The following is a 24,818-nucleotide window of genomic DNA, read 5'->3' on the forward strand; positions in this document are numbered from 1 at the left end:
ATGAACCGTACTGGCTTCAGGCTGCTTCTGACCGTCCTTCTCATGGCCTTTTGTGGCTATGCAGGGGCGCAGGCCTATAACAACGAATGGATTGATTTTTCCAAGACCTATTACAAATTCAAGGTAGGCTCCGACGGAGTGTACCGCATCAGTCAGTCGGTGCTTACCGCGGCCGGGCTGGGGACGGCGGACGCGTCGACTTTCCAGCTGTGGCGTAACGGTGTACAGGTGCCGATCTATACCACTTCGCCTTCGGGGATTCTCCCGGCGAACGGCTATATCGAATTTTACGGCAGGATCAACGACGGCAAACCGGACAATCCATTGTACCTGCAGCCTACGTTCCAGACGTGCGATCACTGGAGCCTGGAAACGGACACGGCGGTGTATTTCCTGACGGTCAATCCCGGGGGCGGCAACCTCCGGGTCAGCGACGTGCCGAACACGGTAGCAACCAACCACCTGGCGCCGGAGCCTTACTATATGTGCCGCACCGGCAACTATTTCAAGGCCTGGGACAACGGCGTCTACCTGACGGTCGACGGCAGCTATATCATCTCCTCTTCCTATGATGCCGGTGAGGGGTACATCGATGGAAACGGATACTTTGTCGGCAGCCCTTTCAGCAACACCTTTTCTGGTCTAAATGTGTACGCGGCGGGTCCGCCGTCGACGGTAAGGATCGGGTTGGCCAACCTCTCCTTTGAAAACCGGACGATGGAATTGGCGTACAATACGGGGGGCGCCAGCCATGTATTGAAGGACACGGCGATCAGCCAGACACAGGGGTTCAAGATTTCCGGAACCGTACCCACGAGCCAACTGGCTGCCGGAACGGTGGGCGTGACGATGACGGACGTCAACGGGGACGGGAACGACGAGTTTACGGTGGGGTTCACCGAGGTGACCTATCCGAGCCCGTTTTCGTTCGGGGGCGGCAACCATGCTTTTTTCACCTTTCCCGCCAGCGATACGGGAAATTATTTGCAGGTAACTTCTTTCACTTATGGGGCCGTGGCACCCGTGCTCCTGGACCTGACCAACGGGCTGCGCATCACCGGTGATCTAACGGTTCCGGGTATGGTACAGTTTGTGTTGCCGGCGTCGATGACGAACCGGGAACTGGCGCTGATCAGCGAGGACCCCGGTACCATCCAGCAAGTGACGTCGCTTCAGACCAAACAATTCACCAATTTTGCCCTGGCGGCGAACCAGGGGGATTTTCTGGTCATCAGCAATCCCCTTTTGTACAACGACGGCAGCGGGAACAACAACGTGGAGGCCTATCGCAGTTACCGGGCGTCGGCTGCAGGGGGCGGGTACAATGCCAAGACCATCGACATTGGGGAATTGGTGGACCAGTTTGCCTTTGGGATCAAAATGCATCCCTTGTCCATAAAGAACTTTCTGAGGTACGCCCGGAACGTTTTTACGGCAAAGCCCAAGTTTGCCTTTTTGATCGGGAAGGCCGTTGCATATCCATACGTTAAGTCGTGGGAAAATATCCCCACGATCTATAAGCTGGCCCTCCTGCCTACGTTTGGCAACCCCCCCTCGGACATGTTGCTGGCGAACGACGGAAACCAGTTCGGTGGGAATGCGACCCCGCTGGGCCGGTTGAGCGTGGTCAACGGGGCCGAGATCGCGCCCTATCTCCAAAAGGTCAAGGAATACGAGCTGTTGCAAAACAACTATACCGGGACGATCGCCGGCGAAGCCTGGAAAAAGAACGTCATCCATGTCGTAGGGGCGGATGCCCTCGCGGGGGATATTATCCAGTTGGACCTGCAAAAATACCAGGGCATCATTTCCGATACGGCTTACGGGGGGCTTGTGTATACTTTCCGGAAAACCAGCACGACCAACGTACAGGACCTTTCGAACCAGCAGATCACCGATCTTTTCTCTTCCGGGGTAGGGTTGGTCAACTATTTCGGACACTCTTCCTCGAATATCCTGGGGTATAACCTCGGGGATCCGACCCAGTTTAATATGAAGGGCAAATACCCTTTTTTCCTTGCCAACGGTTGTGACGCCGGGGACATGTACGAACCGGATAGCGCGCGGTTGACATCCAACGGCTTAACGGTCACGGAAAAATTCGTCCTGGCGTCCGAAAACGGCGCCATCGGGTATATGGGTTCTTCATCCATTGGGATCGTCAGCTACCTGGACGTATACAATACACAACTGTATAACGACCTTTCGATCCTGTATTACGGGGCGCCTTCCGGCATCCAGATGATGCACACGACGCAGACGCTGGGGAACACGCCTTCTTTTGCCAGCGATTTTTATGGGCGTTGCTGTATGGAGCAATTGTCGCTAAACGGAGACCCGGCCATTACTTTTTATCACAACCCCAAACCGGACTACGCGATCGAGGCCCCAGAGGTCGTGATCAATCCTTCCATCATTTCGGTCGCGGACAACCAGTTTACGGCCCAGATTTATTATTACAACCTCGGCATGGCCACGAGCGATTCCATCCTGGTGACGGTCAAGTGGCAACTGCCGGATGGAACGGTGACCACCTTATACAGCCAGAAAAGGTTGGCGCCGCCCCTGGAAGACTCCATCGCCCTGACCATCCCGATCAACCCGACCAAGGACAAAGGGAACAACAGCCTGACCGTCGACCTGAATGCCGACGGCAAGGTGAGCGAGCTGTCGATGGCCAACAATGTGGTGACCAAATCCTTTTTTATCTACGACCAGGATGTAACCCCGGTTTATCCCGCGGCTTATTCCATCGTCGGGAAATCCCCGATCGTCTTTTATGCGTCATCCGCGGACCCGCTGGACTCCGTCCGGAATTATATCTACGAAATAGATACCACCGCTCTTTTCAACTCGCCGGGTATGGTGAAGCTCCAGGCGGCTTCCAAGGGTGGGGTATTGTCCTTCACGCCCTCGCTCTCTTATAAAGACAGCACAGTCTATTATTGGCGGGTGGCCATCCTTCCCGCCAATGGCGCCCAGGCCAACTGGTCGTTGTCTTCCTTTATGTATGTGAACGGAAGCACGCCGGGTTGGAACCAGTCGCACTACTACCAATGGCAAAATGATACCTATAACCTGGAGGGACTCGATTCCGACCGGGTATTCAGTTTCCCGCAGACCCCCCACACCCTCCAGGTCATGACGCAGATTTATCCTTATGGCGGGGACCAGGCCGATGCCGCCCTCCTGGATGGGTACGACGTCAGCTCCTCCGGTTGCGGAGGCACCTTGGGGTCGCTCTCGTTTTTGCTCATCAACCAGTCGCACAACCTGGTGTTGTACGACACCATCAATCCCACTACAGGCGTGGCAAAGTATGGGAGCTCGCCCAATTGCAGCGCGCTGCCTTATGGATTTAGCTTCCCGGTGTTGACAACGGCCAACCGGAAAGCCGCCATGAGTTTCTTCGACAGCATACCCGGGGGGACGATCTTCGCCATGTGGGCCTGGATGTGGTCTACGGACACCACCCAGTTTATCGGCGCCTGGAAATCGGATACATCGGTCTTCGGGTCGGGCGTTTCGTTGTACAATACCTTTAAGAACATGGGTTTTAACACCATCGACTCCTTCAATCGCCTGGTGCCCATCCTCTATATCGCCCGGAAAGAAATGAACGGCACCTATACGATCTTCTATCAAAAGGTAGGGACCAATGTCGGCGACCAGCTCACCGGTTCGATGAACTTCAACTCAACCCTCCAGCAGGGATCGATCACCAGTACCGTTGTAGGGCCGGCCAAAACCTGGCAGGAAATCCAATGGAACGGCTCCTGGGACAACCCGGCGGACAGCCTCCAGGTCCAGGTATACGGCATCAAAAAGGACTCGACGCAAACCCTTTTGTATACGAGTAATTCCCTGCTCAAGGATACCAGCCTCAGCTTTATCTCCGCGGCGACCTATCCGGAATTGCAGATCAAGATGACCAGCAAGGACTCCGTCCTGCAGACGCCCTACCAGCTCAAACGCCTGATGATACACTATCAGGACGCACCCGAGGGCGCCATCGCCCCCAACCATTATTTTACCTGTCCCGATACACTACAGGACGGGCAGCCCCTTGACTTCGGGGTGGCTTTCCAGAACATCAGCGACGCGGCCTTCGACAGCATCCAGGTGCAGTTGACCATTACCGACAACCAGAATATAACGCATACCATTCCCTTGTCCAAGACCAAACCGCTCGCGGTGGGAGACTCGGTACACCTGCTCGATACGATCGCGTCCCAGAATTATATCGGGAAAAATACGCTCTACGTCAATTTCAACCCGAACTACGCCCAACCGGAACAATACCTGACGAATAACTTTTTGTACAAGACATTTTACGTCAAGCCCAATAACTACATGCCTACGATGGACGTGACCTTTGACGGGGTGCACATCCTGAACCAGGACATCGTATCGGCCCGGCCCCAGATCACGGTTAAGCTCCAGGACAACAGCAAGTACCTGGCGCTCTCGGATTCCACCGACATCACTGTGTCGGTGCTTTTCCCCGACGGGACGACACACCTTTATAAAACGGGGACGGACAGCGCGCAGTTTATCCCCGCCAACCTTTCCACGGGCAAGAACATCGCCATGGTCATCCTGCATCCTTCTTTTATAGAGGACGGCAGCTACACACTGACGGTCAGCGGGCAGGACCAGAGCGGCAACACGGCGGGACGGCTGAGCTATAGCGTGAACTTCCGCGTCATCAACACGCCGATGATCTCCAATGTCTTTAACTATCCCAACCCCTTCACCACGTCCACGGCCTTTGTCTTTACGATCACCGGGTCCGAGGTGCCCCAGGAGTTGAGGATCGAGATCCTGTCCATCACCGGCAAGATCGTGCGCGAGATCACCGAGGCAGAGCTAGGCCCGTTGCACATCGGCCGCAACATCACGCAATTCAAATGGAACGGCACCGATCAGTACGGCAACAAGGTTGGCAACGGCGTCTACCTCTACAGGGTCATCACGAACCTGAATGGGAAGAAGCTTGGGAAGTTTACCGATCAGGGGGATAATACGAATCAGTACTTCAAGTCGGGGTATGGAAAAATGTACCTCATGCGATAGGCACACGCTGCGCGGCCGAGGCTACGTGTGGCGGCCCCGCAGCCGCGGCTGTCGCCGCAGGCGGCGTGCGCCTGTGGGGGGCCGGCGGCTGTGCCGCGGGCTCCGTATAAAGAGGGAGCCCCTCCGTGGCCCGCAAAAGTTTTTCTACGTGTAACGCGGGAGCGCGAAGCGCGCGCCCATACAGGGTTGCAGGCTACGCCCTACTTTTACTCAAATAAGTAAAACGTATGGAAACGATAGCGTGGGTGCCGGTCCTTTTTGTGGACGCGGCCCTGTGGACGAGGGCGGTAAAGGTATTCCGGCGGAGAAAGACGGCTAGGCCCTCGCGGCAAGTAGGTGTACTTCGGCCTGGCGCTGGACGTATTTTCCGATCATATCGAACTCGATGTTAACCGTGTCGCCGGGGCGGAGCGTTTGCATCGTCGTGTGGGTATAGGTGTAGGGGATGATCGCCACGCTAAAGGCGTCCAGGGCGACGTCGAAAATGGTGAGGCTGATCCCGTTGAGGCTGATGGAGCCCTTCTCGATCACCAGGGGCGCAAAGGAGGGGGGAAAAGAAATGCGGTATTCCCAGCTGCCGTGCAGGTCTTTCACACCGGTACAGGTACCGGTCGTGTCCACATGACCTTGCACAATATGCCCATCCAGGCGGCCGCCCTGTTGCATACACCGCTCCAGGTTGACCAGAGTCCCTTCTTTCCAGGAGCCGAGGTTTGTTTTGTCCAGGGTTTCCTGGATGGCGGTGACTCGGTGGAGGTCTCCTTTCACTTCCTCGACGGTCAGACAGGCGCCGCTGTGAGAAACGCTCTGGTCGACTTTGAAGCCGGAGGACAGGGGAGAGGAGACCCAAAAGGTTTTATTGGTGCCTGATATGCTGACGGAGTGGATTTTACCAAGGGATTCGATGATGCCGGTGAACATAGGACACAAATTTCGGGAAAACCTGCCGGAAATTTGACGATAAGCTTTATCTTTGCAGTCCCAAAAAGGATTATTGAATTATGCTTATTATTGATTCCAAAGATTGCGAAAACATCGACAAAGCCCTCAAGAAGTACAAAAAGAAATTCGAGAAGGCCAAAATCCTGTTGCAATTGCGTGAACGCCAGTCGTTTACCAAGCCGTCCGTACGGCGCAGGACCGAGGTGTTGAAGGCAGTCTACCGCCAGCAGCTGGCCAACGGCGAGATCGAAAAATAGGAACGGGCGACCGTCCTCGATAGGGCGCGGGACCGCATGGTCGACGCGCCCATAAGTGTATTGATAGCGATAAAGTTCTAACTTTGTAGCTATCAATATTTTTATGCCCGCAAACGCCGATCTTCCCCCCCATATAGCCGAATTCCTGGCCTACCTCCAGTGGGAGAAGCGGTATTCCCCTCATACGATCCTTTCTTATCAAAACGACCTGTCGGCTTGTTTTACCTACCTCCAAACGGAGTATTCGGTAGGTGGCCCCGGGGACGTAGAATCGGGTTTTGTCCGGAGCTGGCTGGCATCCATGAAGGAAGAGGGGCTGACCTCCAGGACCTTGCATCGGAAGATATCGGCCCTGAAGTCTTATTTCAAGTTTTACCTGCGCAAGGGGGTTATCCAACGTAACCCCATGGCAGTCATCGTTTCCCCAAAAATGAACCGGCGACTGCCCGGATTTGTGGGGGAAAAAGACATACAGGCCCTTCGCGCAGTCGAGTTTCCGCCCGGCCTGGAAGGGGAAACCCACCGGCTGATCCTGGCGCTTTTTTACCTGACCGGCATGCGGTTGTCGGAGCTGGTGCAATTGAAAGAAAGCCAGGTCGATGTTTCAAAATCCCTGGTGAAGGTTCTGGGGAAGGGGAACAAGGAACGCGTCATCCCGCTGGACCGGGTCTGGATGGACCGTCTTCAGGCCTATAAGGAATGGAAAGTGCGGGAGCTGGAAACGCCCGACCGTACCCATCTGTTGGTAAGCCCTAAGGGCAAGCCGCTGTATCCCAAATACGTATATAGAGTAGTAAAACATTATCTGGCCTTGGTGACCACGACGGATAAAAAGAGTCCGCACGTATTGAGGCATACTTTTGCCACCCATCTTTTGGAACACGGCGCCGACCTGAATGCGGTCAAAGAATTGTTGGGACATTCGAGCCTTGCAGCTACCCAGGTCTACACCCACAACTCCATTGAGAAACTGAAGGAGACCTTTTCCAGGGCACACCCAAAAGCCTAGCCTGGGCTACACTTCCGGCAAAAATCATTCACAAGATTTTCACGTTATTTTTTGGCTAAATTGTCCGAAGGCTTTACCTTAATAGACGCCTTTAAATGTCTTTAGACGCCGAAGTTCTTTATTTATTATTCACTTTAAAATTGCAGTTGTTATGAACGTAAACATTCAAACGGTTCGGTTTGATGCAGACAGCAAATTGTTGGATCATGTGAGCAAAAAAGTGAGGAAACTGGACAATTTCCACGACCGGATTACCGCGGTTGAAGTGTTCCTGAAGCTGGACAACGTAGTGCACCAGATTAAGGACAAAATAGCGGAGATCAGAGTTCTCGTTCCACGACACGAATTTTTTGTAAAGCAATCCTCCAAGTCCTTCGAAGCTTCTTTCGATAGCGCCCTGGAGTCACTCATAACCCAAATAAAGCGACAAAAAGAAAAGACAAAAATGATGGTGCCCCTGGTGGTCCCGACCAACGAGTAGGAACCCGGTAGATTTATCAGTCCGGCAATGTGTATTTTCCCTCTGGAAAACCCATTGCCGGATTTTTTTTCGTAAAATTTTGGGTTTAAAAGTTTTCCCTTACCTTTGCCATCCCGAAATTGGCTAGGCTCAGTCTCCAGGTTCGTCAAGTTCTTTACAGCATTGCGTTACAGCCGTATATAAAAGTTCGGGAAAAAACGCGGGTCAGGCCACTTTAGCTCAGCTGGTAGAGCAACTGATTTGTAATCAGTAGGTCGTTGGTTCGATCCCGACAAGTGGCTCAGGTAAAGCATTACACTCGGAAAAAAAGAAGCGTAGCAACGGCTACATTTGACATATTGTTTAACCGGATTACCGGGCAGGTTCCAGAGCGGCCAAATGGGGCGGACTGTAAATCCGCTGTCTTTCGACTTCAGAGGTTCGAATCCTCTCCTGCCCACCAACATGGACGATGCGTAAGCGTCGTCGCCCTCCCGCGGAAGTAGCTCAATTGGTAGAGCGATAGCCTTCCAAGCTATAGGTTGCGGGTTCGACCCTCGTCTTCCGCTCCAAAGAATTGATTTGTAAGCCGTTGTAGCTCAGTGGTAGAGCACTTCCTTGGTAAGGAAGAGGTCAAGAGTTCAATTCTCTTTAACGGCTCTGAGAAAGGAAATAAGTGAAACTGCAAACCCCGTGGTAACCCATGGGGCAAACAAATTTAAACCACAACTTAAAAAACGATAAAAATGTCTAAAGAGACCTTTAAGAGGGAGAAACCCCACGTCAACGTAGGTACCATCGGTCACGTTGACCACGGTAAAACTACATTGACGGCCGCCATCACGTCGATCCTGGCGAAGAAAGGCTGGGCAGAAGCAAAAAAGTATGATGAAATCGATGCGGCGCCCGAGGAAAAAGAGCGTGGTATCACCATCAATACTGCACACGTCGAGTATCAGACGAACAATCGTCACTATGCGCACGTTGACTGCCCCGGTCACGCTGACTATGTGAAGAACATGATCACCGGTGCCGCCCAGATGGATGGCGCCATCCTAGTTGTGGCTGCAACCGATGGTCCCATGCCCCAGACGAAGGAGCACATCCTCCTGGCCCGCCAGGTAGGTGTACCCCGTATCGTGGTCTTCATGAACAAAGTTGACCTGGTTGACGACCCCGAGCTGCTCGAACTCGTTGAAATGGAAATCCGCGAACTGTTGAGCTCTTACGGCTTCGACGGTGACAATACGCCCATCATCCAGGGTTCCGCAACCGGCGCACTGGCTGGTGATGCAAAATGGGTAAAAGCTGTCGAAGAGCTGATGGATGCTGTTGACACCTACATTCCCCTGCCTCCCCGCCCGATCGATCAACCCTTCCTCATGTCCGTGGAAGACGTGTTCTCGATCACTGGCCGTGGTACCGTTGCTACCGGTCGTATCGAACGCGGTATCATCAAGGTAGGTGAGCCTGTTGAAATCGTTGGTCTGATCCCCGAGCCCCTGACGTCCACCGTAACCGGTGTTGAAATGTTCAAGAAGCTCCTCGACGAAGGCCAGGCCGGTGACAACGCAGGTCTGCTCCTCCGCGGTATTGAAAAGAAAGACATCCGTCGCGGGATGGTTATCGTTAAACCGAAGTCCATCACTCCCCACACCGAGTTCAAGGCGGAAGTTTACGTACTGAGCAAAGAAGAAGGTGGCCGTCACACGCCCTTCTTCAACAAGTATCGTCCTCAGTTCTATTTCCGTACCACGGACGTTACCGGTGAAGTGGAACTGAACGCCGGCACCGAAATGATCATGCCTGGTGACAATACCTCGCTGACCGTTCGGCTGATCGCCCCCATCGCCATGGAAAAAGGTCTGAAATTCGCTATCCGCGAAGGTGGCCGTACCGTAGGCGCTGGTCAGGTAACCGAGATCCTGAAATAGTTGGCTTTATACATCCAATAGTCATTAGTCCCGAAGTTTTTGTAACTTCGTCGACCGATGACTATTGGTCTCTTACGGGCTTAGTTCAATGGTAGAATAGAGGTCTCCAAAACCTTTGATCGTGGTTCGAATCCGCGAGCCCGTGCTGCAAGATTCAGAGAATGAATAAGATAGCAACATATTTTAAAGACTCGTACCGGGAATTGGTCGAGAAGGTCACCTGGCCAACCTGGTCTCAGCTCCAGCAGTCCACGACGATCGTCCTGGGCGCCACGGCTTTGATCACCTTCCTGGTGTGGGTCATGGATGCCGCCATATCCCGGATATTACAAGCCTTTTACTCAATCATTTAGTGATGGAAGAAGCTGTAAACCAGGAAGTAAAAGAAAAAGAAACCAAGTGGTACGTCCTCCGTGTCGTGAGTGGAAAGGAGCGTAAGGTAAAGGAGTACCTGGATAAGGAAATTTCCCGGAGCGGTTGGAGTGACCTGATCAAACAGGTGTTCCTGCCTATGGAGAAGGTATATAAGGTACAGAATGGAAAGAAGGTGATGCGCGAACGGAACTTCTACCCCGGTTATGTGATGATCGAGGTGGTGGAAGGGAAGATGAACGACGACATTCGCGACGCCATCAAAAATACCACGAACGTTATCCATTTCCTCGGCAAGGAGGATCCTATCGCCCTTCGCAAAGCCGAGGTGAACAAGATGCTGGGTAAGGTCGATGAAATGTCCGACCTCGGCGTCACCATGAGCGAACCCTTTATCGTGGGCGAGACCATCAAGATCATCGACGGTCCGTTCAACGACTTCAACGGGGTGATCGAAGAAGTCAACGACGAAAAGAAGAAACTGAAAGTCGCGGTGAAAGTCTTTGGACGCGCTACGCCTGTCGAACTGAATTACATGCAAGTAGAAAAGCTCGCGTAAGCGCGCGTGGCTTGGGTATATGAGTAAAGGGAGCCGGTTGGCTCCCTTTTTTATTTTCCTATCCATCAGACCTAGTGCCTCGACTCCGCACCGCAATTCCGCGCCGTGACTCTGTGCCCATCGGCGCGCGCCGCCTGGGGAGGGTAGGTAGGTTTTTTCCCACTTTTGCGTGGGATTTAAACTGGCTTGCACCCAAATATTTCACGCAAAAGTGGGAAAAAACCTACCTACCCTCCCCAGGCGGCACAGGCCTAAGGGGGAGAACGGTGGGAGCCAAGTGCTGACCGGGTTGGTTTAGGACGGGAGCTTCGTGACGATCTGTTTCGAGGTGCCGAGCCCATCGATGCCGAGTTCGACGACGTCACCCTCGCGGAGGTAGATCGCGGGTTTGAAGCCGAGGCCTACGCCGGCGGGGGTGCCGGTGGAGATGATGTCACCGGGGAGCAGGGTCATGAACTGGCTGACGTAGGAGACCAGGAAGGGGACGGGGAAGATCATGTTCGAGGTGTTGCCGTCCTGGAAGGTCTTGCCGTTGACGGTGAGCCAGAGGCGCAGGCTTTTGATGTCGGGCATGCTGTCGGGGGTGGAGAGCCAGGGTCCGAGGGGGGCGAAGGTGTCGCAGCTTTTGCCTTTGACCCATTGACCACCGCGTTCGATCTGGAAGGCGCGTTCGCTGTAGTCGTTGTGGAGCGCGAAGCCGGCGACGTAGGAGAGGGCGTCGTCCTCGGATACGTAGGTGGCGCGCTTGCCGATGACGACGGCGAGTTCGACTTCCCAGTCTAGTTTTTCGCTGCCGCGGGGGATGTGGACGGGGTCGTTGGGGCCGACGAGGGCGGTGGTGGATTTAAAGAACAGGATGGGTTCTTTGGGGATCTCGGCGTTTGTCTCGCGGGCGTGGTCGACATAATTGAGACCGATGCATACGATTTTGGAGGGACGGGTGATGGGCGCGCCCCAGCGTTCGGCGGCGGGGACTTCCGGCAGGGTGGGGTTTGTGTCCAGCCAGGCGCGGAGGCGGTTGATGCCGTCGGTGGCAAAAAAGGTCTCCGTATAGTCTTCACCGAAAGCTGCGGTGGAAAAGCGTTTGCCGTCTTTATGGATACCGGGTTGTTCTGCCCCGGGGGCGCCAAATCGTATCAGTTGCATGATGTCTAGTTGTTGAGTTTGATAAAACCTCCGTCGATGGGGTAGTCGCAGCCGGTGATGAAGCCGGCTTCGTCGGAGCATAGGTAAAGTGCGAGGGCGCCGATTTCGGCGGGTTTGGCCATGCGGCCGATGGGTTGTGTTTTGGACAGCTTGTCGAACATCTCGGCTTCCCTGCCGGGATAATTTTTGGCGATAAAGCCATCCACGAAGGGGGTATGGACGCGGGCGGGGGAAACGCAGTTGCAGCGGATGCCCTGGCCGATATAGTCCTTGGCAACGGACAAGGTCATGGTGAGGACCGCGCCCTTGCTCATGGAATAGGCAAAACGATCGGGGATGCCTACCGTCGACGCGATGGAGGCGATATTGAGGATGACGCCGTTCTTACGGGCGGTCATGGGGCCGATCACGGCCCGCATCATGTTGTACACGCCTTTGACATTGACGGCGAAAACCTTGTCGAAGTCTTCTTCGGTGGTGGTGTCGAGCTTGCCGACGTGGGCGATGCCGGCGGCGTTGACGAGGATGTCGATCGCACCGGACCGTTCCAGGATCTTGGACGTGATGCCGGCTACGGCTTCCTGGCTGACGACATTGCAGGGATAGGCAAATGAGCGTTCGGCTGGAAGGTCGCTGAGCGTTTGCTGGAGGGCATCGGGATTCAGGTCGACGAGATGGACGGTGGCCCTGGCTTGCGAAAAGGTCTGGGCAATGGCTTTGCCTATGCCGCTGCCCGCCCCGGTAATGACGGCGGATTTTTGCTGAAGAGAAAACATATTACGCGTAAATAAGGGGCATGAAGATAGGTCAGAAAATCCTTAATTCGGTGTCCAGGATGACCGGTTTTATATCTGTTATTGTCTTTCGCTTCTCGACTATATCCAGGAGCATCTCGGCGGCGAGCTGGCCCTGGCGGTAGGGATGTTGCTCGACGGAGGCGAGGGGCGGTACGTCGAGGAAATTGCAGATGGGCAGGTTGGCGAAGCTGACGAAGCTGATGTCTTTATTGATGCGGATTTTGGCTTGTCTCGCGGCCTGGATGGCGTCGAAACAAACGTAGTCGTTGAAGCAAAGGATGGCGGTGGGGCGTTGTGGGAGCGCCAGGAGCTGTGTGAGGGCGGCGCGGGTGCCCTCGGGGGAAAGGTCGATCTCCTTGATGAGGTCGGGGTCGAGTTGGAGCCCGTGTTGTTTCAGTGCCGACGTATACCCTTCCTGGCGCTGGGCGCTGGCGATGAGACTATCGGGGCCCTTGAGCAGGGCGATCCGCTTGTGTCCTTTTTCGAGGAGGTAACGGACGGCTTGTTCGGCCCCGGAGCGGATGTTGCTGCTCACGGAAAGGGCTTGTCCTCCCTTGGGGATGCGGTCGAAATAGACTAAGGGAATGTTGTATTTGTCGAGGACTTCGAGGTGCTGGTAGTCGTCTGTATTTTTGGCCATGGAGAGCACGATGCCGTCCACCCGGTGTTTCCGGAACGCTTCCACCAGCATGCGTTCGCGCTCCATCGAGTCGTGGGACTGGCCGATGAGGACGGTATAGTTCTGGGCGGTGGCGACGTCTTCGATGCCGCTGATGGCCTGGGAAAAGAACTGCTCGTTGAGTTCGGGAAGGATCACGCCTATGGTAAACCATTTCTTCTGCTTGAACGAAATGGCGAGTGTGTTGGGTTCATAGTGGAGCTCCTCGGCGAGCTTTTGTACCTGCATCTTCGTCCGGAGGCCGATCCGCGGGTGGTTGTGCAATGCGCGTGAGACGGTTGATACAGAAATGTTTAAACGTTTCGCAATCTCTTTAATGGTGGGCAACTTCTGATCCATAGCCGCTATTTACTAAAAATTCCATGCATTCTGCCAGCCTTTAGTGCCTTTATTTTGCAGGCTGTGGTCGCGGGTCTTCGTCAGGGACTTCTGATCTTCCAATTCCTCGTCCGACTCGAAGTCCTCATCCCTGATGGGGCTTAGGTTCTCATACAAGATTTGTTCATGGACAGGGAGGTCGGTCTCTTTCTTCTCGCCCCTGTAGACATCTCTGAAACGGGCGACCTGCTTTCGCCCTTCATCGGCGCTGATGATGAACTCGAATTCGTTGCGGAAGTCGTCAAAGGATTTTTGGCCGGCAACGATCGACCGGAGAAAGCCGCGGTAGAGTTTGGCGGCGCCTTGTTTCCGCCATTCCTCGGCCAGATATACAGTGACGTGGAGCATGGAGGCGGCGCGTTTTTCGATGTCTGACACCAGGGCGTTGTCGTCAAGGTCCAGCAAGGCCTGGGCAATCTCCGCTTCGGTCATTCCGCCGGACTTAATGCCCCTGATATATTCGTCATAGGTATCCCCGAGACGGACGTTTCCAAAGTCCTCTTTCCGGGAGGAGATCTTGGGCGCCCCCCTTTTATGGACGGAGTTGATGTTACCGGTGCCGAAAGGGCCTTCTACGGAAATACCCTGAGATTGGGACGTCCAGTTCTGGTAAGTGGAAAAACGATCATACCTCCATTCCGAGTGGAGCTGTTGGTTGACTTTTTGCACAATGGGTCTGCCGTTGGTGGCGTATCCTATAACTGTATACTTGCTGCCGTCGCGGCTTAATTCGAACACGTTGGGATCGTTGGTCTTTCGAAGGTTGAGGCTTTGGCCGCCCTCCCGGTCCAGATATACCCACTGGGGTTGAATGATGCCTTTGCCCCGGGGGATGGTGGGAGCCACGATCGCTCGTACCTCTTTCTGGTCACGGCTTCGCTGGAGCGTGTGGGCAACGGCCCTGCTCTCAAACCGCTTGTTCCTGGAGGCAAAAGTGCGCATACCTACAAGTTACTAAAAATCACCGGTTAGGCAAAAACGCGCCTGGACAAACGGTTGCGCAAGTTTTGGTGTTTTGAAAAAATGCGCAAACGGTTGTTGTGGAATTTTCAATCGATTGCGCATGAAAGCCTTTCGGGGTGGACGTTTCGGGGGGGTGTTTTTTTAGGATGCCGAAGTTTATTTTAGAAGCGCTTCACCAAAACAACAACCGATGACCTTTCGATTGCGGCTGCTGCTGCTGTATTGCTTTTGTATACCGGCCTTTGCGCTTGCCCAGGCAAGTTTTACGGTCAAGGGTTCCGTAAAAGGAGAAGACGGCCAGGTACTCGCCGGCGTCTCCGTCCGGGAGGTAGGAACCAAGAATGGAACGACCACCGATGCCTCCGGAAATTTTAGTCTTCGCGTCGCCTCCGGTGACGTCTCTCTCGAATTTAGTTATGTGGGTTTTGTTCACCAGCGGGTCAAACTGAACGGCCGCCAGGAACTGGCTATCGGTCTGAGGAACGACCTGTCAAACGGCGCGCTAAAGGACGTGGTGGTCGTCGGGGTGCAAACCCAGTCCCGGAAGACGACGACCGCGGCGATCTCTTCGGTCAGCGGCAAGGCGATCGAGAACCTGCCGTCTCCTTCCTTCGACAATCTTTTGCAGGGGCGTGTACCAGGGATGGATGTACAGGTCACTTCGGGGGAGCCGGGTGTTTCCCCGAGCATCACGGTACGCGGGAATACACGGGTCAGCCAGAGCGTAGGCAACCTGGACCAGGCGCACGCGTTGAGCGGACCGTTGTATGTCATCGATGGGGTGCCGGTCAACCCGGAAGACATCTCCTATAACCAGGACGCCGCGGGGACGTCCACGGGTACGGACTTCCTGGCGGGGATCAACGTCAACGACATCGAAAGCATAGATGTGCAAAAGGACGCGGCGGCCACCGCGGCCTGGGGCTCCCGGGGCGCCAACGGCGTGGTGTATATTAAGACCAAAAGGGGCCGGAGCAGCAAACCCGAATTTTATGTCAACCTCTATGGAGGCGTGGTAGAGGAACCCAAGCTGTTGCCGACGGTTACCGGTACCGCCGAACGCGCGCAAAAGCTGGGGCTCCTGCAGACATACGGATCGTATAACAACTTTTCCAACCTGCCACAACTGCTGACCGACAGCGTAAACCCGTATTTCAACAATGCCACGGACTGGCAGGGGCTTTTTTACCGGAATGCGGCGGTCAAGAACGCAGACCTTTCGATCTCCGCGGCGAACGAGTTGGTCAGCTACCGGGTCAGCATGAACTACTATGACGAACAGGGCACCATCAAGGACTTTGACTTCAAACGGTATTCGGTCCGGGGTAATTTCGATTTCCGGTTGAGTCCCAAGTTGAATTCGCAGTTCGTGGTGTCGATGTCGCACAGCGACCGGCAGCGGGGGGCGAAGCTGAGCAATAGCGACAACAATACGCCGTTCAATGTCAACAACGGGAACCTGCCTTCTTCCTTTTTTGGCTTGAATGGTTTTGACTCGGCCAATTACTTAGGTTTATCCAGCGACCTGCGGAACCAGAACACCAACGACTGGTACTCCGGTTCCATGACCCTGAACTACGATGTGCTCAAAGGGCTCCGGTTGACGACCCAGGGATCGGTGTCGGCCTCGCTTTCGAACAAGGACTACTTCCGGCCTTCCAACCAGAATGCATTGGAAGCACAACAGGGGACGAGCCAGCCTTCTTACGCGGAATCGGACGCCAACAGCTATGTGGAATATTTTGTGTCCAACGCGCTGAACTATGCGCACACCTTTAACGCGGGTAAACACGCACACCACCTGGTGGTGACGGGGACCCAGCAGTTTAACGAAGACATTTCCAAAATCACCTCTGCCTCGGGGTACAACGTCCCTTCCAACGGCATCCAGGTGGTCAGCGGTATTCCGCAGCAATACCTGACGGCTTCGTCGGACTACCAGTCTTCGGCGATCCTGTCTTTTGCCGGACAGGTACAGTATGACTATGATACCCGCTATATCGTCTATGTGGCGGATCGCGCCGATGCTTCTTCCCGGTTTGGATCGGACAGCAAATGGGGCAAGTTCCCCTCCGCCGGTGTGGGCTGGATCTTATCGGACGAGCCCTATCTGCAGGGTATAAAGCCGTATGTGAATTACCTGAAGCTCCGGGCGAGCTATGGGTTGTCGGGTCAGCAGTCGCTGGACTATTATGCACCCTACAATTCCTATACGGTCAACGGGACGTATGGCGGGAGTACCGGGATCTCCCCCAGCTTTAACAATGGTCTGACCAAAAACGACCTGACCTGGTCCCGGACGTATCAGAAGGACCTCGGCCTGGAATTCCAACTGTTGAACGGGCGTGTATACGCCATGGCGGATATCTATGACAAGACGACTGAGGGGGATTATTTCACCTTCAACCTTCCTTTTTTCACCGGGTATAACCAGATCACCTTTAACGGCAACGACCTTTGGGTGGACAACCGCGGCCTGGACCTGAGCCTGACGGGACACATCCTGCCGGAGCACAGCAAGTTCCATTGGACGTCCACCCTGAATCTTTCCTTTAACAAAAACGTCATCGCCAAGCTGCCGAACAACAACCGCACGTTTGAGATCGACGACTATTACGGGGTGGGCCGTATTTACGCGGTGGGACAGCCGATCTACGAGATGTTCCAGATGAAGTATGCCGGGGTATACAACACGGCCAGCCAGATCCCGGTCAATCCCATCACCGGTCAACGCCTCACCTATTTCAAAGGCTACTACCCGGTCCAGCCCGGATACCCGATCTGGATCGACCAGAACCACGACTATGACGTATGGAGCGGGGAAAACAACGGGGACAACTATGGAGACCGGATCCCAAGCGGAAATCCAAATCCGAAGTACACGGGTGGGTTTATTAATGATTTTTCCTACAAAAATTTCACGCTAAGCGTCATCAGTGTCTTTTGCGGGAAAAGGGACATCGTCAATATTTACAAACAAAGCCAGATCGCGGACGTGTTTAGCTTTCCGTCGGGCAGCTATTCATCCACGGCCAATGCCATGGCCGCCAACTGGCTGCCCAACCTGTCGAGCCTGAACTACTGGGTTCCCAGCCAGGCGTCGAAGAACGGCGGCAGCTACAACGCCTCTTTCCCCGCGTTGAATCCTTACGGCCCGAACTTCTACCAGTTCCTGCCCTTTTCGACGATGTTTAACGAAAACGGGGCCTACTTCAAGGTCAAGAGCATCATACTGGCGTATACGCTTCCCAACTCGTGGACCGACAAGCTCAAGATCACCAGGGCGAGGATCTATGGTACGGTGGACAATGTGTACACGTTTACCCATGCGACCGTTCCCGACCCTGAGGCGGTCAACGAACTGGGGATCTACACCGGGGGCAATTACCCGGTGCCACACAAGTTTACGTTTGGCGTAGACGTCACCTTTTAAACATGATGCAGATGAACAAAATCATTATAGTTGCAGGGTGCCTGGCGATCGCCTGTCTCACCTCCTGCAAAAAATACATTGACAAGGGCCCCATCGATTCCACCTACGGGTCCGAATTCTGGACGTCCCAGTCCGCGGTGGAGCAGGCGGCCATCAGCATGTATGGACAGTTCAGGATCTGTCTCCGGTCCAGCAACGCCTTTTTTACAAACGGGGATTTTGTGGTGGGGATCTTTTCTTCCCAGGCCTGGAACTATACGCCGTTGTCACCGGCCAACGGGTCTGATTTTTTTACGGCGACCGCCGACTATCTGGGTGACCTCACCAACTGGAGCCGCTATTATACGCTCATCGCCCAGTGCAACCTGATCCTGCAGCAGGTGCCGCAAATGCCGTTGTCGGATTTTACGGGCAGCGATACTTCGGTGCGCAACGCCTACATAGGCGAGGCTTTGTTTATGCGTTCCCTGGCCTACTTTTTTATGGTCAGGAATTGGGGCGACCCTGTGTATGTCACGAGGACATACGACCAGGTGGACTATGGGAACATCCCGCCCGTGGCCAGGACGAGCGAAACGATTGCGCTCGACAGTTGTCTTGCCGATCTGCAGACCGCGGCCCGTTACCTGGCCTTCAAGGGTGGGGATCCAACCCAGACGCTGCGGGCCAACCGGGGAACGGTCTATGCACTGATGGCGCACATCTACGCCTGGATGCACGACTATTCCCACGCACACCTGGCGTGTCAGCAGGTCATACAAAACGGTGGATACAGCCTGGAGCCGGGGGCAACCTATACCAACCTGTGGAAGGGAGAAGCATCGCTGGAAAACATCATGGAAATCGCCATGACCTACAATGCGAACGATCCCCAGTTCCTGCCTTCGGCGGCGGCCAACCTTGCCCAGGGATATGCCAATACCTATAGCGCCTGGACGGAAGCCCAGTTTAGTTTCTTCTCGATCTTCCTAAAGGATTCGCTGGACAACCAGCTCACCAACACGGCCTGGGTGGCGGACCCGGTTCAGATCGATACGCTTTTTGCCGTGGATGCGAACGGGAACTCATCCGACATGCGGTTTAACACGGTCCTCAAATATGTCAACGCCACCAACGGCGACCCCGCAGGGTATCTCTTGTTGAAGTATGCCAACTTTGCCTACCAGAACCCCGGCATCCAGCAAAACGCCTACATCAGCAACAACCTCGCGCTTTTCCGCCTGGCGGACATCATCCTTTTGGACGCGGAAGCGCAGGCCATGACCGGCAACGGGCCGGCGGCGGTGGCGGAGATCAACCAGATCCGCGCGCGGGCAAGTGCCAGCAATTATACGGGTCCTACCGATCCCACGACGCTGGTGGATGCGATCCTCAGTGAACGCGCCCGCGAGTTGATCGGCGAAGGCCAGACCTTCTACGACATGATCCGCACGGACACGGTGCTGCATGTCCTGGAAGAAGGGCTGAACTATCCCCCGGCCAGGGTCACGCAAAAAGGATACTACTGGCCCCTCGACCTGGGGTCTCTTTTCGCCCTGGACCCATTACTGACACAGAATCCTTATTGGTCCAGCAACAAATAAAACGACAAGCGATGAAAAAGAATATTTGCCTTTTGTTTTTTGTACCGCTGGTGATCCTTTCCTGCAGGAAACAGAATTATATCACCGGGGGACAGGTCTCCAACCCCAAGGTCAACATGACGACGTATGACTACCTCAAGGGGAACTCGATGCACCTGTTCGATACGCTGATCCTCTTGATCGACGCAGCGGGTTTGAAGGACACGATCAACCAAAACGGGATTACCTTTTTCGCCCCCACCGACTATGCCATCGATAACTATTTCCTGGCCAGAACGCTCAAGGCGCAAAACGTCAATCCTTTTGCAAAATATACCCTGGACACGATGCTCCAATACGACCTGGCCAAGGTGAAGGACTCCCTGCTGATGTACATCGTACACCAGCCCTTGCCCTTTAGTGTCCTGACGAACAGCGGCACCGTCTATCATTCCGCGCTGCCGGGGGATTCGGTGATCGTGTCGTTTGAATATACCCAAAACCCCAACCTGGGCTACTCCACCTTCGTGTCCAGCGAGCCCCAGGTGGAATATTTCAGCCAACTGTGGGGAACACCCCCGCTGCCCATCAATGCACCGGACCTGCCGACCAACGTAGGGGTGCATACGCTTTGCCAGACATCGGGGATACAAACCACGACAGGGATGCTGAACGTCCTGGAAAACGGACATACCCTGTTTTTTTATGGAACCAATCAATAGACTGCAGATGAAACGCTCCTTATGCCTGCTCGCCGCCCTGCTGGCGGCGCTTGCATCCTGTACGAAATACGAGAAGGGCTTTTTGAGCCCCAACATACAATACCTTCAAAGCGACTATACCATTTCAAAGGGGAGGGTGTACACATCCGATGCCGTCAACCCGGATGGCTCCTCCCAGCCGCTGACGGTTACCCTGGTGCACGTCTATGACTCGGCGGGGAACAACGTGGACAGCATCTTTTTTAAAAAGTACCCGGTCACCACCTGGACCAGCGCGTATAATGCCACGACGGACACTACCCTCAGCGACATAAAGGCGAAGCAGCAGGTGCAGCAATTGCCGCCCATCAGCCTGAATTCGGGGAGCGGGGTGATCGATGCCAACTTTGCGACGATTTATCTGCCTGCCGGTACTTATTCCCTGGACGAGCGGATTTCCAATGTCGTCGGCAGCGAGATGTTCCACAACTTTGTAAAGATCACCCTCGTGGATGCGCCCGCGTACCAGTCCGTGCCGGACCTGGGGACCACCTACGACAAGCTGTTCAAGGTGGGGAATGAATCCGTGACCCGCCTGGCGGCCACGCCGGTCATCACCATCAACTACCTCGCCGATACCCCCAACCTGATCATATTAAAAATGGTGGACCAAAACGGCGTGCCCTTCGATCCGAAAACCGGTGAGATCGTCAAACGGCCCAACAGCGGGGTCAATCCCACGCCGCCTTATTTGCAGTGTTTCGAAAACTATACGAACAGTTATACCTATACGGATACGGCGATGTTGTTCAACTACGCCCTGACCCCGTTCCCTTTTGCTTCGCTGGGGAATGGGTTTAACCTGTATTACCGGATTCCCACCCAGTATTTCTCTGCCGCGGGTCAGCCGGACGGGATGTGGAGTGCGAATCCGAGGTTGCCGTTCCGGCTTTGGGTGCCGGGGGTGTATTCGATCACGATGCGATTTCCAGACTTAACGCACAAATGAGCTAACCAATTTTCGCTATATGAAATCATCAATCGTCGCAGGGCTCGCCCTGCTGCTGTTGGCATCCTGTGCCAAACACGCCCGTACCGTGTTGTCCTCCGCCGACACAGAGGGCATGGTCCAAACCCCCTATGGCCTGGTGCCCGCCTCCAGGGTTCACGCAGTGGACAACCATACCGTCGCCAAAATGGTGGACGGCCGCCTCTCCCTGGTCGATATGAATACCGGCCGGACCGTCGGGGACCTGGGCGTGCCCACGGCGGCCGACCGGGCCGCCAGGGACCCATACGCTTTTGCCCGTACGCTGAGAGGGGAAGTCACCGTTCCCACAGTGACCACCTTTGGAACCAATCCGACGTTTGGGACGACCGGCGCATCGGGTAGGGACGAAGGCTCCTATTATACATCCGCCAGCCTGTCCGGTATCCAGTCTTTGTCGACCAACTGGCTGGTGCCCAATTTTCCGCTGGACACGGTCAACCCGGTTACCATCTTTTATTGGAACGCGCTGGACGGGGGCGCCTTGCAACCGGTGTTGCAGTATGACCAGGGGTACGGCAACGCCTATACGCTTGCCAACTGGTATTTTACGGAAGGCCAGTATTTCCATGGAACCTTTATCCCGGTCACGCCGGGTACGTCCTTGCAAGGGGTCATTACGTTTGTCTCCAACCCCAACGACACGACCTGGAATTATAAAGAGAGCTTTACGGGGTATCCTGCGGGGGACGTGAACATCACGCGTACAACGGAGGCCACGGACCCGGCCCTTTGCCTGGAGGCCTATACCCAGAACCTGGCCCAATGGCCGAACCAGCCGTTTATGCAGTTTACCAGCATCGACGTCACCATGCGGAGCGGACCGGCCCCGGACAGCCTGCATTGGACCCCCGGGGGCGGAAGCGTGCCGGTGACACCGTCCTTACTCAACTCGGTGGTGGTGAACAGCAGCGCGACCAACGGTGAAGTGGACATGTATTTTGGGGACGGAACGGGGATCACGCCGGACTCCAGCTTCCACATCGTCTCGGGCGTCAATGGGACCAGCGTGCTGGACATCACGGCAGGCGGTACTTCCCCCGGCACCAAGGTGGAGTTGTGGAGCCCCAATTCCCCGGTATCCAGCAACCAGGTTTGGCGGGCAGTGGCGTTGCCAGGCGGCTATTACGAGTTCCAGGCAGGTAACGATACTGCTATGGCACTGACCGACAGCGCCGGGGGGACCGGTAACGGCACCCAAATCGTGATCGAACCTTACACGGGGTCCACGGCTCAAAAGTGGAAGGTCACCCCGGTGGGAGGAGGGTATAATACCCTGTCACCGGCCAGTGCGCCTTCTTCGAACCTTGACGTATATGCCCACGACACCGGCAATGGCACCAAGATCGAGATCTGGTCGGCGAATGGAGGGACCAATCAGCAGTTCAGGTTTGTCCTTGAGTAAGGACGTCGAACAACTATGTAGCAAAGGCCTGGAGAAAAACTCCGGGCCTTTTTACGTAGGATTTGGCCGTCACCCAGGAGCGGGATGGTCAGACAGGGCACCAATGGAAAGGAGCCTAATTTTAGTTGAATCAATTTATCCGTATATGAAATCAACCATCGTTGCAGGCATTGCCCTGCTGTTCCTTGCTTCTTGTACTAAACACGCCCAGACGCCATTGACTTCCAGTGAGGGCATGGTCCAAACCCCCTATGGGCTTGTTCCTGCCTCCCGGGTTCACCAGGTGGACAACCACACCGTCGCTAAATTGATGGGCGGCCGTCTCCGGCTGATCGACATCAATAACGGTCAGGAGTTGGGAGACCTGGGTGTACCCACCGCGGTCGACCGTGCTGCCACCGATCCCTATGCTTTTGCCCAGGCGTTGAGGGGAGAGGTGACGGTTCCCCTGGTCACGACCTTTGGGACCAACCCGGCCTTTGGGACGCCCGGCCCTACCGGGAGGAATGAACAAGCCGATTACACCCAAGCCAGCCTGTCCGGCATCCAATCCCTGTCGACCAACTGGCTGGTGCCCAATTACCCGATGGACACCGTCAACAACGGGACGCTTTTTTGGTGGAACGCGCTGAGTGGGGGGGCCCTGCAACCGGTCCTGCAATACAACGAGGGGCTTGGGAATGTCTATTCCCTTGCCAACTGGTATTTTACCTATGGCCATTACTTTCACGGGCCGTTTATCAGGGTCGCGCCCGGTGTCCAGTTAACGGGTGTCGTTACGTTTATTTCCAACCCCGACGACACAACCTGGAACTATAAGGAGAGCTTTACGGGTTTCCCTGCGGGAGACGTATACATCACGCGGACGAGTGAAGCCGTAGACCCCGCCATTTGCTTCGAGTCCTATACCAAGATCATGTCCCAATGGCCTAATCAGCCGTACATACAATTCACCAATATCCGCGTAACCATGAGGCAGGGGCCCGCTCCCGACAGCCTTCACTTTACCGGGGGCGGAGACCAGACGGTGACGCCTTCCCTGCTTAATGCCGTGATTGTCAATAGCAGCGCTACGAATGGGGAGGTGGACATGTATTTTGGCGACGGTACCGGAATCACCCCTGACTCCAGCTTCTATATCGTGACCGGTCTTAACGGCACCAGCCTGCTCGACCTCTACTACGGCTGGACCTTTCCCGGCAACAAGGTAACCCTCTTCAGCCCCGATTCCCCGTTAGCCAGCAATCAGCTCTGGCGGGCAGTGGCGCTTTCGGGCGGATATTATGCATTCCTGTCAGGGTCCGACAATACCATGGCGCTGACCGACACGGCCAGTGCGCCGGGTTACGGCGCCCAGATCGTGATCGAGCCCTATACGGGAGCCCCCACCCAGGCGTGGAAAGTAAAACCTGTTGGTGGAGGATACAACACCCTGTCGCCGGCTGCCGCACCCAATACTGTTATGGACGTATTTAACAGCCAGACGAATAACGGGAACGCCATCCAGCTCTGGTGGCGGAACGGGGGGACGAACCAGCAGTTTAAATTTGTGATGGAATGATTTATTTCCTACCTTTGCCGTCCCAATTTTGGGAGTTTCAGGCTGGAAGGCCTGGGACGCTATGACCAAAAAACCAGTCAAATGGCAAAAGAAATCACAGGTTTCGTAAAACTTCAGGTCAAGGGTGGCCAGGCCAACCCCGCTCCTCCCGTAGGTCCTGCACTGGGTTCCAAAGGTGTCAACATCATGGAATTCTGTAAGCAGTACAATGCCAGGACCCAGGACAAGATCGGTAAGGTCCTGCCGGTGTTGATCACCGTCTATGCCGACAAGTCTTTCGACTTCGTCATCAAGACGCCCCCCGCTTCCGTACAATTGCTGGAAGCTTCAAAACTTCAAAGTGGTTCCAAAGAGCCGAACCGGAACAAGGTCGGCAAGGTGAACTGGACCCAGGTGGAAGCCATCGCCAAGGACAAAATGAGCGATCTGAATTGTTTCACGGTAGAGAGTGCTATGCGCATGGTGGCCGGTACGGCCCGCAGCATGGGAATCACCGTGGACGGTAAAGCCCCCTGGGAAAATTAATTGTTCACCTC

Annotated in this window: 19 protein-coding genes and 5 tRNA genes; 19 read left to right on the forward strand and 5 right to left on the reverse strand. The window is 54.9% G+C overall.

Annotated features, from left to right (window positions below; genetic code table 11):
- The gene (porU2, locus tag EDB95_RS18115; RefSeq protein WP_133995584.1) at positions 1–5,076 is read left to right on the forward strand and encodes a putative type IX secretion system sortase PorU2; all 5,076 of its coding nucleotides are present in this window, start codon (positions 1–3) and stop codon (positions 5,074–5,076) included.
- Positions 5,077–5,391: 315 nt separating this feature from the next.
- Here porU2 and EDB95_RS18120 read toward each other — a convergent pair whose 3' ends face one another.
- Entirely contained in the window at positions 5,392–5,997 is a 606-nt protein-coding gene (locus EDB95_RS18120) for a riboflavin synthase (RefSeq protein ID WP_133995586.1), read from the reverse strand.
- An 80-nt stretch (positions 5,998–6,077) separates the two neighbouring features.
- Here EDB95_RS18120 and rpsU point away from each other — a divergent pair, with 80 nt between their 5' ends.
- From rpsU to nusG, 11 genes are all read left to right on the forward strand, one after another.
- Positions 6,078–6,275: a 30S ribosomal protein S21 gene (gene rpsU / locus EDB95_RS18125; RefSeq protein ID WP_133995588.1), complete on the forward strand. Its 198-nt coding sequence runs from the start codon at positions 6,078–6,080 to the stop codon at positions 6,273–6,275.
- Between the two features lie 103 nt (positions 6,276–6,378).
- Positions 6,379–7,284, forward strand: coding sequence for a tyrosine-type recombinase/integrase (locus EDB95_RS18130; RefSeq protein ID WP_133995590.1), 906 nt, complete (start codon positions 6,379–6,381; stop codon positions 7,282–7,284).
- Between the two features lie 151 nt (positions 7,285–7,435).
- Entirely contained in the window at positions 7,436–7,765 is a 330-nt protein-coding gene (locus tag EDB95_RS18135) for an HPF/RaiA family ribosome-associated protein (RefSeq protein ID WP_133995592.1), read from the forward strand.
- A gap of 208 nt (positions 7,766–7,973) precedes the next feature.
- Positions 7,974–8,046: transfer RNA gene (locus tag EDB95_RS18140), tRNA-Thr, on the forward strand.
- A 75-nt stretch (positions 8,047–8,121) separates the two neighbouring features.
- Positions 8,122–8,207 (forward strand) — tRNA-Tyr (locus EDB95_RS18145).
- 33 nt (positions 8,208–8,240) lie between these two features.
- Positions 8,241–8,316 (forward strand) — tRNA-Gly (locus EDB95_RS18150).
- A 16-nt stretch (positions 8,317–8,332) separates the two neighbouring features.
- Positions 8,333–8,404: transfer RNA gene (locus EDB95_RS18155), tRNA-Thr, on the forward strand.
- An 86-nt stretch (positions 8,405–8,490) separates the two neighbouring features.
- A complete protein-coding gene (gene tuf, locus EDB95_RS18160) occupies positions 8,491–9,678 on the forward strand; it encodes an elongation factor Tu (protein WP_133995594.1) in 1,188 nt (395 codons plus the stop codon).
- A 74-nt stretch (positions 9,679–9,752) separates the two neighbouring features.
- Positions 9,753–9,823 (forward strand) — tRNA-Trp (locus EDB95_RS18165).
- Between the two features lie 16 nt (positions 9,824–9,839).
- Positions 9,840–10,031, forward strand: coding sequence for a preprotein translocase subunit SecE (gene secE / locus EDB95_RS18170; RefSeq protein WP_133995596.1), 192 nt, complete (start codon positions 9,840–9,842; stop codon positions 10,029–10,031).
- Positions 10,032–10,033: 2 nt separating this feature from the next.
- A complete protein-coding gene (nusG, locus tag EDB95_RS18175; protein WP_133995598.1) occupies positions 10,034–10,609 on the forward strand; it encodes a transcription termination/antitermination protein NusG in 576 nt (191 codons plus the stop codon).
- 294 nt (positions 10,610–10,903) lie between these two features.
- Here nusG and EDB95_RS18180 read toward each other — a convergent pair whose 3' ends face one another.
- The 4 genes from EDB95_RS18180 to EDB95_RS18195 are packed head-to-tail and all read right to left on the reverse strand — an operon-like array spanning position 10,904 to position 14,551.
- Positions 10,904–11,755, reverse strand: coding sequence for a fumarylacetoacetate hydrolase family protein (locus EDB95_RS18180; RefSeq protein ID WP_133995601.1), 852 nt, complete (start codon positions 11,753–11,755; stop codon positions 10,904–10,906).
- A 5-nt stretch (positions 11,756–11,760) separates the two neighbouring features.
- Positions 11,761–12,531: an SDR family NAD(P)-dependent oxidoreductase gene (locus EDB95_RS18185; protein ID WP_133995603.1), complete on the reverse strand. Its 771-nt coding sequence runs from the start codon at positions 12,529–12,531 to the stop codon at positions 11,761–11,763.
- Between the two features lie 31 nt (positions 12,532–12,562).
- Complete coding sequence (locus EDB95_RS18190) at positions 12,563–13,570, reverse strand: LacI family DNA-binding transcriptional regulator (protein ID WP_133995605.1); 1,008 nt, start codon at positions 13,568–13,570, stop codon at positions 12,563–12,565.
- Between the two features lie 12 nt (positions 13,571–13,582).
- Entirely contained in the window at positions 13,583–14,551 is a 969-nt protein-coding gene (locus EDB95_RS18195) for a hypothetical protein (RefSeq protein ID WP_133995607.1), read from the reverse strand.
- 211 nt (positions 14,552–14,762) lie between these two features.
- Between EDB95_RS18195 and EDB95_RS18200 the strand changes: the two genes are divergently transcribed.
- The 7 genes from EDB95_RS18200 (at position 14,763) to rplK (ending at position 24,807) form a co-directional block, all read left to right on the forward strand.
- Complete coding sequence (locus EDB95_RS18200; protein WP_133995609.1) at positions 14,763–18,005, forward strand: SusC/RagA family TonB-linked outer membrane protein; 3,243 nt, start codon at positions 14,763–14,765, stop codon at positions 18,003–18,005.
- Positions 18,006–18,016: 11 nt separating this feature from the next.
- On the forward strand, positions 18,017–19,588 hold the full coding sequence (locus EDB95_RS18205; RefSeq protein ID WP_162852668.1) for a RagB/SusD family nutrient uptake outer membrane protein: 1,572 nt from the start codon (positions 18,017–18,019) through the stop codon (positions 19,586–19,588).
- 11 nt (positions 19,589–19,599) lie between these two features.
- A complete protein-coding gene (locus tag EDB95_RS18210; RefSeq protein ID WP_133995613.1) occupies positions 19,600–20,289 on the forward strand; it encodes a fasciclin domain-containing protein in 690 nt (229 codons plus the stop codon).
- 7 nt (positions 20,290–20,296) lie between these two features.
- Positions 20,297–21,277: a DUF5007 domain-containing protein gene (locus EDB95_RS18215; RefSeq protein ID WP_162852669.1), complete on the forward strand. Its 981-nt coding sequence runs from the start codon at positions 20,297–20,299 to the stop codon at positions 21,275–21,277.
- 19 nt (positions 21,278–21,296) lie between these two features.
- Positions 21,297–22,721 (forward strand): RICIN domain-containing protein, encoded by a 1,425-nt coding sequence (locus tag EDB95_RS18220; protein WP_133995617.1) that lies wholly within the window; start codon positions 21,297–21,299, stop codon positions 22,719–22,721.
- 145 nt (positions 22,722–22,866) lie between these two features.
- Entirely contained in the window at positions 22,867–24,282 is a 1,416-nt protein-coding gene (locus EDB95_RS18225) for an RICIN domain-containing protein (protein WP_162852670.1), read from the forward strand.
- 81 nt (positions 24,283–24,363) lie between these two features.
- Positions 24,364–24,807, forward strand: a complete 444-nt coding sequence (rplK, locus tag EDB95_RS18230) for a 50S ribosomal protein L11 (protein ID WP_133995621.1) — start codon at positions 24,364–24,366, stop codon at positions 24,805–24,807.
- The last annotated feature ends 11 nt before the right edge of the window (positions 24,808–24,818 follow it).

The sequence above is a fragment of the Dinghuibacter silviterrae genome, from assembly GCF_004366355.1.
Taxonomy (GTDB): Bacteria; Bacteroidota; Bacteroidia; order Chitinophagales; family Chitinophagaceae; genus Dinghuibacter; species Dinghuibacter silviterrae.

Coding starts and splice junctions, on each gene's coding strand:
- porU2 (WP_133995584.1), top strand. CDS start 1: ATGAACCGTACTGGCTTCAGGCTGCTTCTGACCGTCCTTCTCATGGCC.
- EDB95_RS18120 (WP_133995586.1), bottom strand. CDS start 5,997: ATGTTCACCGGCATCATCGAATCCCTTGGTAAAATCCACTCCGTCAGC.
- rpsU (WP_133995588.1), top strand. CDS start 6,078: ATGCTTATTATTGATTCCAAAGATTGCGAAAACATCGACAAAGCCCTC.
- EDB95_RS18130 (WP_133995590.1), top strand. CDS start 6,379: ATGCCCGCAAACGCCGATCTTCCCCCCCATATAGCCGAATTCCTGGCC.
- EDB95_RS18135 (WP_133995592.1), top strand. CDS start 7,436: ATGAACGTAAACATTCAAACGGTTCGGTTTGATGCAGACAGCAAATTG.
- tuf (WP_133995594.1), top strand. CDS start 8,491: ATGTCTAAAGAGACCTTTAAGAGGGAGAAACCCCACGTCAACGTAGGT.
- secE (WP_133995596.1), top strand. CDS start 9,840: ATGAATAAGATAGCAACATATTTTAAAGACTCGTACCGGGAATTGGTC.
- nusG (WP_133995598.1), top strand. CDS start 10,034: ATGGAAGAAGCTGTAAACCAGGAAGTAAAAGAAAAAGAAACCAAGTGG.
- EDB95_RS18180 (WP_133995601.1), bottom strand. CDS start 11,755: ATGCAACTGATACGATTTGGCGCCCCCGGGGCAGAACAACCCGGTATC.
- EDB95_RS18185 (WP_133995603.1), bottom strand. CDS start 12,531: ATGTTTTCTCTTCAGCAAAAATCCGCCGTCATTACCGGGGCGGGCAGC.
- EDB95_RS18190 (WP_133995605.1), bottom strand. CDS start 13,570: ATGGATCAGAAGTTGCCCACCATTAAAGAGATTGCGAAACGTTTAAAC.
- EDB95_RS18195 (WP_133995607.1), bottom strand. CDS start 14,551: ATGCGCACTTTTGCCTCCAGGAACAAGCGGTTTGAGAGCAGGGCCGTT.
- EDB95_RS18200 (WP_133995609.1), top strand. CDS start 14,763: ATGACCTTTCGATTGCGGCTGCTGCTGCTGTATTGCTTTTGTATACCG.
- EDB95_RS18205 (WP_162852668.1), top strand. CDS start 18,017: ATGAACAAAATCATTATAGTTGCAGGGTGCCTGGCGATCGCCTGTCTC.
- EDB95_RS18210 (WP_133995613.1), top strand. CDS start 19,600: ATGAAAAAGAATATTTGCCTTTTGTTTTTTGTACCGCTGGTGATCCTT.
- EDB95_RS18215 (WP_162852669.1), top strand. CDS start 20,297: ATGAAACGCTCCTTATGCCTGCTCGCCGCCCTGCTGGCGGCGCTTGCA.
- EDB95_RS18220 (WP_133995617.1), top strand. CDS start 21,297: ATGAAATCATCAATCGTCGCAGGGCTCGCCCTGCTGCTGTTGGCATCC.
- EDB95_RS18225 (WP_162852670.1), top strand. CDS start 22,867: ATGAAATCAACCATCGTTGCAGGCATTGCCCTGCTGTTCCTTGCTTCT.
- rplK (WP_133995621.1), top strand. CDS start 24,364: ATGGCAAAAGAAATCACAGGTTTCGTAAAACTTCAGGTCAAGGGTGGC.